This is a genomic window from Succinatimonas hippei YIT 12066 (assembly GCF_000188195.1).
Lineage (GTDB): Bacteria > Pseudomonadota > Gammaproteobacteria > Enterobacterales > Succinivibrionaceae > Succinatimonas > Succinatimonas hippei.
This window is the reverse complement of record NZ_GL831073.1, coordinates 1-6,659: the sequence shown is the minus strand read 5'-3', so window position 1 is coordinate 6,659 and position 6,659 is coordinate 1. Positions and strand designations below refer to the sequence as shown.

The 6,659-nt window shown below is 42.6% G+C and carries 5 protein-coding genes; 3 read left to right on the top strand and 2 right to left on the bottom strand.

Annotated elements, in window-relative coordinates:
* A partial coding sequence (locus HMPREF9444_RS09795) for an Rpn family recombination-promoting nuclease/putative transposase (RefSeq protein WP_040909532.1) occupies positions 1 to 686 on the bottom strand: 686 nt, incomplete at its 3' end.
* Positions 687 to 893: 207 nt separating this feature from the next.
* Entirely contained in the window at positions 894 to 3,728 is a 2,835-nt protein-coding gene (rne, locus tag HMPREF9444_RS10860) for a ribonuclease E (protein ID WP_148514446.1), read from the bottom strand.
* A 542-nt stretch (positions 3,729 to 4,270) separates the two neighbouring features.
* Here rne and rluC point away from each other — a divergent pair.
* From rluC to HMPREF9444_RS09775, 3 genes are all read left to right on the top strand, one after another.
* The gene (gene rluC, locus HMPREF9444_RS09785; protein WP_040909531.1) at positions 4,271 to 5,233 is read left to right on the top strand and encodes a 23S rRNA pseudouridine(955/2504/2580) synthase RluC; all 963 of its coding nucleotides are present in this window, start codon (positions 4,271 to 4,273) and stop codon (positions 5,231 to 5,233) included.
* Positions 5,234 to 5,270: 37 nt separating this feature from the next.
* Complete coding sequence (locus HMPREF9444_RS09780) at positions 5,271 to 5,978, top strand: HAD family hydrolase (RefSeq protein WP_009144277.1); 708 nt, start codon at positions 5,271 to 5,273, stop codon at positions 5,976 to 5,978.
* A gap of 70 nt (positions 5,979 to 6,048) precedes the next feature.
* Entirely contained in the window at positions 6,049 to 6,591 is a 543-nt protein-coding gene (locus HMPREF9444_RS09775; RefSeq protein ID WP_009144276.1) for a YceD family protein, read from the top strand.
* Positions 6,592 to 6,659 lie beyond the last annotated feature (68 nt).

The window sequence follows — 6,659 nt, the reverse complement described above, 5'->3', positions numbered from 1 at the left end:
TCCATTGTATACCTTTTCTCTATCATCAATGCCTCCTGTATGAGACGATCATGTACGGCAAGTCTGCGTATAAGCTCAGGATCGCTGCTTGTCAGATAAGAAAGCCATCTGCAGAAACGATTGACATTCTTTATGTCCTGCGTGTTCTGCTTCTTTATCCATTCTTTCCACTTAGGAAGCTCCACCGTGAAGATATCAGCATCGTCCGTATAAATTTTACCATATGTAAGCTCTTGCAGCTGATAACGGGTCAGATAGGCATCCACATCATCAAATAAATTAAAATTAAGCAGGTTGACTATTATGCACGGTCTTAGCACATGGTAGCTTTCTCCGGTTTTAAGCCTCTCCGTGTAAAGTTTACCGAAATAATATAAGGAACGCTTAGTCATTTCGTCATTGATGTTTAAAAGCTGAACCTCAACATCAATAATGCTGCCGTCATCTATTTGGGCAAGAATATCCATACGGCAGGCTTTACCGTCATCCTTAACGGAATCAACCTCCCGGTTGAGGAATGTAAGCTTGTTGATGACAATGGATCGACCTTTTTCATATGATTCAAAAAGGGAGTTTAGAAGAGAAATAAGATATTTTTCATGACCTTCAACGCCGAAAAGAGCCTTAAAGAATCTGTCATTGAGACGATTTTTGAGAATGCGCTCTTTATTGTTATGTTGTATCACGCTTTTTCCTTAGTATAGAAAAGAAGAGCTATTCTAAAATAAATTGCTTAAATAATAAATAGTTATGATTAAATTTGTGTTGGTCAGTTTTAAGATAATCAGTGAAAATTATTAAGACGGGAAAAAGCATAAGTCTATTTTTAGGAGACAAAAAAGCCGTACTTTCTGCGGTACGGCTTAATTAAATACTATCAGAAAAAATCAGTTTTACTCTAAAGTTTTTTCTTTATCCTCATAACCTTCAACAGGTTTTATAGCAGCGCTCTCATTTTCAGCGTTGTGTTCAGAGGATGATGAGGTGTCCTCAAAAATGGGTTCTTCTTTCACCTCGCGAGGAGAATGAGCATACGGATCAATCTTTTCGCGCGGACTGTTAGCGTAAGGATCGGGTAGAACCGTTGCTTTGTCTTCTGTATCGTTTGGTGTGTTAACTTCTTCTTTGACGCTATGCTCATAAGGATTAGGCATAGGAGAAGGTTTAATCATCTCTTCCACTTCTAATGAAGCTTCTTCTTTTACCGCTTCTTGAGGTTTGCTTTCATTTATGACAGCAACTTCTTTTTGAGTTTCTTTTATTGTAAGAGAAGCTCTTTCAAAAGCTCTTGCGGTAGCAGCATTAAAACCGCCCGGACGACCTGCTACTTCAAGAGAATTGCCGTTATCATAGTCGCGAGATGAATGTTCACCGTTAAACTCAGGAGCGGCGACATCCGGCTCGCTTATACCCTCTATTTCAGTAACGACGGCTGCAGCAGCAAAGCCTCCTGCCTTGACGGAGTGCTCAAAGTCTTTTCCGCTATCAAGCTCGCGTCCTTTTGTTTCGCCGTTAAAAGGAATCACTTCATCAGGTCCTTGACCCGAGCCTTCACTTATAAAGGTGATAGGCATGGGTTTATAGCCTTTTTCTGCAGCTGAGTTTTTGTTTAATAAAGCTTCCTTTTCTCGAGCTTCATTTTCTTCAGCGGTAATATAGGCGACACGGCGCGGGCGAGGAGGATTCTGCTTGCGGATGTTTTCATTATCCGCAGTTTTTATCTCTTCACGCTCGGTATTTTTAACCTGGCGCGGTGCGGTTTTGACTTTCGGCTCTTTTACAGTCTCTTCTTTTACGGCACTTTTACGGACGGCTCCTGCTTTGCCTACAGTACGGGTACGAGTAGGTTTTTCAGCCTTTTCTGTACTTCTTGTACCGGCTGTCTTGCCGTTACGGGTATTAGGTCCGCGACGATAATTGCTGCGGGAAGCACGATCATCTTTACGCTGTCCTTTAACAGGTTTCTTTTCTTCGTCCGGAGCGGAAGAAAAGAGCTTACTTAAAAACTCTATGATTTTTTGCAATAAAGATTTTTGTGCAGTTTCTTCCTTGCGTCTTGGTTTGGTCTCTCTTGGAGCCGGACGCTTGGGAATTGCAGCCATTTCGGTGATTACTTCCGAATTGATGGCAGGCTCTGAAGTATTTTGCTCTTCAGTATCATTGCTTGAGTTTTCTACAGCAGATTCCTGCAGGACTTTACGAGCCTGCTTAGCTCTTTCCTCAAGCAGATCGGTACTGATAGAACCGTTGCCGTTTCCGTTGGACGTGATGCGGTGAACTTCATATTGGGCCGGCATCATGTGCTGATCGGGCAAAATGGAGACTTTTATTTTGTAACGCTTTTCAATATCGCTTACGTGTTTTCTTTTTTCATTTAAAATGAAAGTCGCAACTTCGACAGGAGCGATAGCGATAACATCACCTTGATGATCTTTGTGAGCTTCTTCCTCAATAAGACGCAAAATTGATAATGCTAAAGAAGAAGTGTCACGAACGGTTCCCTGGCCTTGGCACATAGGGCAGACGTGAGAGCTTGACTCTTCAAGAGACGGGCGCAGACGCTGGCGGGATAGTTCTAAAAGACCGAAGCGGGAAATTCTGGAAAATTGAATGCGAGCTCTGTCTTGACGTACGGCTTCGCGCATGCGGTTTTCAATTTCACGCTGATTCTTTATCGGTGTCATATCGATAAAGTCAATAACGATAAGTCCGCCGATATCGCGAAGACGCAGCTGACGGGCAATTTCTTCGGCAGCTTCGATATTAGTTTGAAGCGCCGTTTCTTCAATATCGCCGCCGCGGGTGGCTTTTGCAGAGTTGACGTCAATTGAAGTCAATGCTTCGGTCGGATCGATGACGATGGCACCGCCTGAAGGAAGCCTTACTTCGCGCTGATAGGCAGATTCAATCTGACTTTCAATCTGGAATTTGCTAAATAGCGGAATATCGCTTGCGTACAGATGAACTTTCTGCGTGAACTCAGGACGAACGAGTTCCACATAGTGGCGGATTTGCTCAAATACGTTGCGATCGTCAATTAAGATCTCGCCGATATCCGGACGCAGGTAATCGCGGATTGCCCGTAAAGCTATAGAAGATTCCTGATGAATAAGGAAAGGAGCAGGACGAGTACCGGCAGCCTTTTTAATCATTTCCCAAAGTTTGGTGAGAATGGACAGATCCCAGGAAAGTTCTTCAGAGCTTTTACCGACACCGGCAGTGCGAACGATTACGCCCATGCCTTGAGGGATGTCAATTCCTTCAAGCGCCTCTTTAAGCTCGGCACGCTCTTCGCCTTCAATACGGCGAGAGATGCCTCCTGCTCGAGGATTGTTGGGCATTAAAACCAAATAACTGCCGGCAAGGGAAATATAGGTGGTTAACGCTGCGCCTTTTTGACCGCGCTCTTCTTTTTCAATTTGAACGATGACTTCCTGACCTTCGCGCAGTGCGGCTTTCATTGCAGCATGATCGGAGAAGTTGGTTCCTTGAGGATAGTATTCGCGGGCAATTTCTTTTAAAGGAAGGAAACCGTGCCGCTCCATGCCGTAATCAACGAATGCGGCTTCAAGACTCGGTTCGATTCTGGTGATTATTCCTTTATAGATATTGGCTTTTTTATTGGCGTGCTGTGGAGATTCAATGTCGAGATCGTACAGCTTCTGACCGTCGACTAAAGCTACGCGCACCTCTTCTTGCTGGGTGGCGTTGATTAGCATTCTTTTCACTTGAAAAGATCCTTTTAAGGTATGCGGGTTTTTAAAATTAATAAAAAAGCGCTGCCTAAAAAATATTTCAGACAGATCAAACAATTAACTTTTTTGTTACCCGTAAGGTAAATTTACGCAGCATGAAGACTCGCCGTTCCATCTAATGGTGGGGTCATCATGATGCAACCGCAGCAAATCTTTAATCAAAATCAATTAAGGCGCGCATGGCTTAAAAGCTTTGACCGCACAGGCGTCCTGTGCAGACTTGTCTGCCTAATGAAGGGAGGAACCGTGAACTACAGAGGTTACCGTATCCTTCTTGCGCATATTATGCGATAAGACTTAGTTTTATACAAGGACTAAAGGCGATTCATTTGTGAAAATGAAATTGTAAAAATAGAAATTATTGCTTTGATTATTAAGATGTTTTTAGTAAGTTTTTTCCCTGCGATGAGTTTGAAGATATTTATGATAAAATTTTATGACATTTTTTAAGTAAAGCGTATGCGTGTCGATTGAATTTAGCGCAGGGTGAATGTTTTCTCGTTAAAGGTAATGAAGTGTCAATTGTCAAACAAGAACAGAATTTAAAGGTAAGTTATAAGACCGTTACGGCAGATGATGCCGGTCAGCGCCTTGATAATTATCTTTTGCGTATATTAAAAGGCGTTCCGCGCAGCATGATTTACCGTATTCTGCGTCGCGGTGAAGTCAGGGTGAATAAAAAACGTGCCGAACCTTCATATAAGCTTTGTGCAGGAGATGAGATCCGCGTTCCGCCTGTCAGAGTCTCTACGGCTCCGGTTATTATTCCGTCGGCAAATCTTCATTCCGTACAGAATTTAAAAGACAGAATTTGTTTTGAAAACGAGGCTCTTATTGTGGTGGATAAACCAGCCGGAATTGCAGCTCACGGCGGCAGCGGCATTGAGTTCGGTTTAATCGAGGCATTAAGAGCGCTGCGTCCTGAGTTTTCGTTTCTAGAGCTTGCCCATCGCCTTGATCGTGAAACCTCCGGCTGTCTTATTGTGGCAAAACGCCGTTCGGCTTTGCGCAATCTTCATGAGCAGTTTCGCTCTCGCGTAATTAAAAAGCGTTATTTAACTTTAGTCCCGGGCAAATGGGATCGCCGCCTTAAATTAGTTGAAGCTCCTCTTGTCCGTAATGAGCTACGCTCAGGCGAGCGTATGGTTGAGGTCAACTTTAAGTCGGGAGCTCCTTCGGCTACTGGTTTTGATATTGTAGAAGAACTTAATGACGCCACATTGATGGCCGCTATGCCGCACACGGGAAGAACCCATCAAATTCGCGTGCATTGTGCTTACGTAAAGCATCCTGTCGGCGGTGATGTCAAATACGGCAGTGAGGAATTTAACGACAGGCTTAAGGCATTAGGCTTAAAGCGCATGTTTTTACATGCCGCTAAAATTACTTTTACCGATCCGGTAAGCGGAAAATTACTTAAAGTCGAAGCACCTTTGCCTGATGAGCTGCGTAAAATCGTTGAGATTTTAAAAAAATAGATTGACTTTTAGTTAAATAATAAGGTGTAGAGTTTTTATGCATTTTACTCAAGGCAGACGTGATCTTATTGATACGGAAAAGTTTTCGTTGTTCAAACACGAAATAAAGGCCGTGGTTTTTGACATTGACGGGACGCTTGCCGATACGATAGGTCAAATCATCGAATGCACGCGCCTTACTTTTTCCCATCATTCTCTGCCGATACCGCCACAGGCCGATATCCAGTCGATTATCGGTAAAAAGCTGTTAGAAGGACTTACGTCTCTTTTGCCTCAAGATAAAAAATCACTGGGAGAGGCGGTAACCGCTACTTATCGAAGTTTTTATGCGGCAGATGAAAAATTAAGACAAAATATTCTGTTTAACGGCGTTAACGAATTATTTACCTTGCTTAAAAACAAAAATTATAAAATCGGTATAGCTTCGGGAAAATCGACGGCAGGAATTAACCGTACTTTAGAAGAAACCGGTCTTGATGTCTTTGTCGACGCTGTATGTTCAGGCGATGAGGTGCCGTCAAAGCCTGATAAGGCGATGATGCTTACGGTTGCAGAGAGGCTTTTTTTAGAGCCTCACGAGCTTTTGGGCGTAGGAGATGCGGGTATGGATATTGAAATGTATCATAATGCCGGTTCTCATTCTTGCGCTGTGGAAAGCGGAGTATGGTCAGGTGACGGATTTAAGGTTTTAAAACCGGAAATTACCGTTCCTGATGTTTCGCATCTTATAAAACTTTTTTCATAAGACTTAAGATCCGTTTTTTTTGATATCTTAAAATTAAATTTGTAAAGAATTCTTTTAAAGAGTAATAGATATGTCACAAGATAACAGCTTATGCGCTTTGCCTGAAAAAATTGATTTGGAACGACTTTCCGAGCAAGATGCCGTTTATGAGACCAAACTTAATCATGAAATCATGACGCGTCTGTCCGATGCTTGCGAGGAAATTGAAGAGCCGGCTTTAGTCAAGCTTCATTTTTATAAAGATCTGCAAGGGCTTTGCACACTTGAAGGTGAGATCTCCTGTAAGTTGAAACTTATTTGTGAACGCTGCGGCAAGCCTTTTTCTACTAAGATCATTGCTCCTTTTTGCGTAACAAGCGATAAAGAAAAAGCAGCCGAGCTTAAAATTGAAGATCGCCTTGATATCGTTGATTTGGATGAAGACGGCTTGTTTAATCTTTATGCTTTTATTGAAGATACTCTTCTTTTGGAACTTCCGACCGTCGCTCGCCATGAAAATGAAGATGAGTGCGACGTTAAAGGTACTTCATGGACATATAAAGACGAAAACGCTGAAGAAGCGCTAAATCCTTTTGCGGTGCTTAAGGATTTAAAAGGAAAACTTAATAACTAAGCTTTTTAGCCGGTTGCAAGTAAAATTTTTTGTATATAGTGACAACGCATAATGATCCGGCTCACAAA

Bases quoted from the DNA above. Each gene is read 5' to 3' on its own strand.
- HMPREF9444_RS09775 (WP_009144276.1), top strand. From the start codon at position 6,049: ATGTCACAAGATAACAGCTTATGCGCTTTGCCTGAAAAAATTGATTTG.
- HMPREF9444_RS09780 (WP_009144277.1), top strand. From the start codon at position 5,271: ATGCATTTTACTCAAGGCAGACGTGATCTTATTGATACGGAAAAGTTT.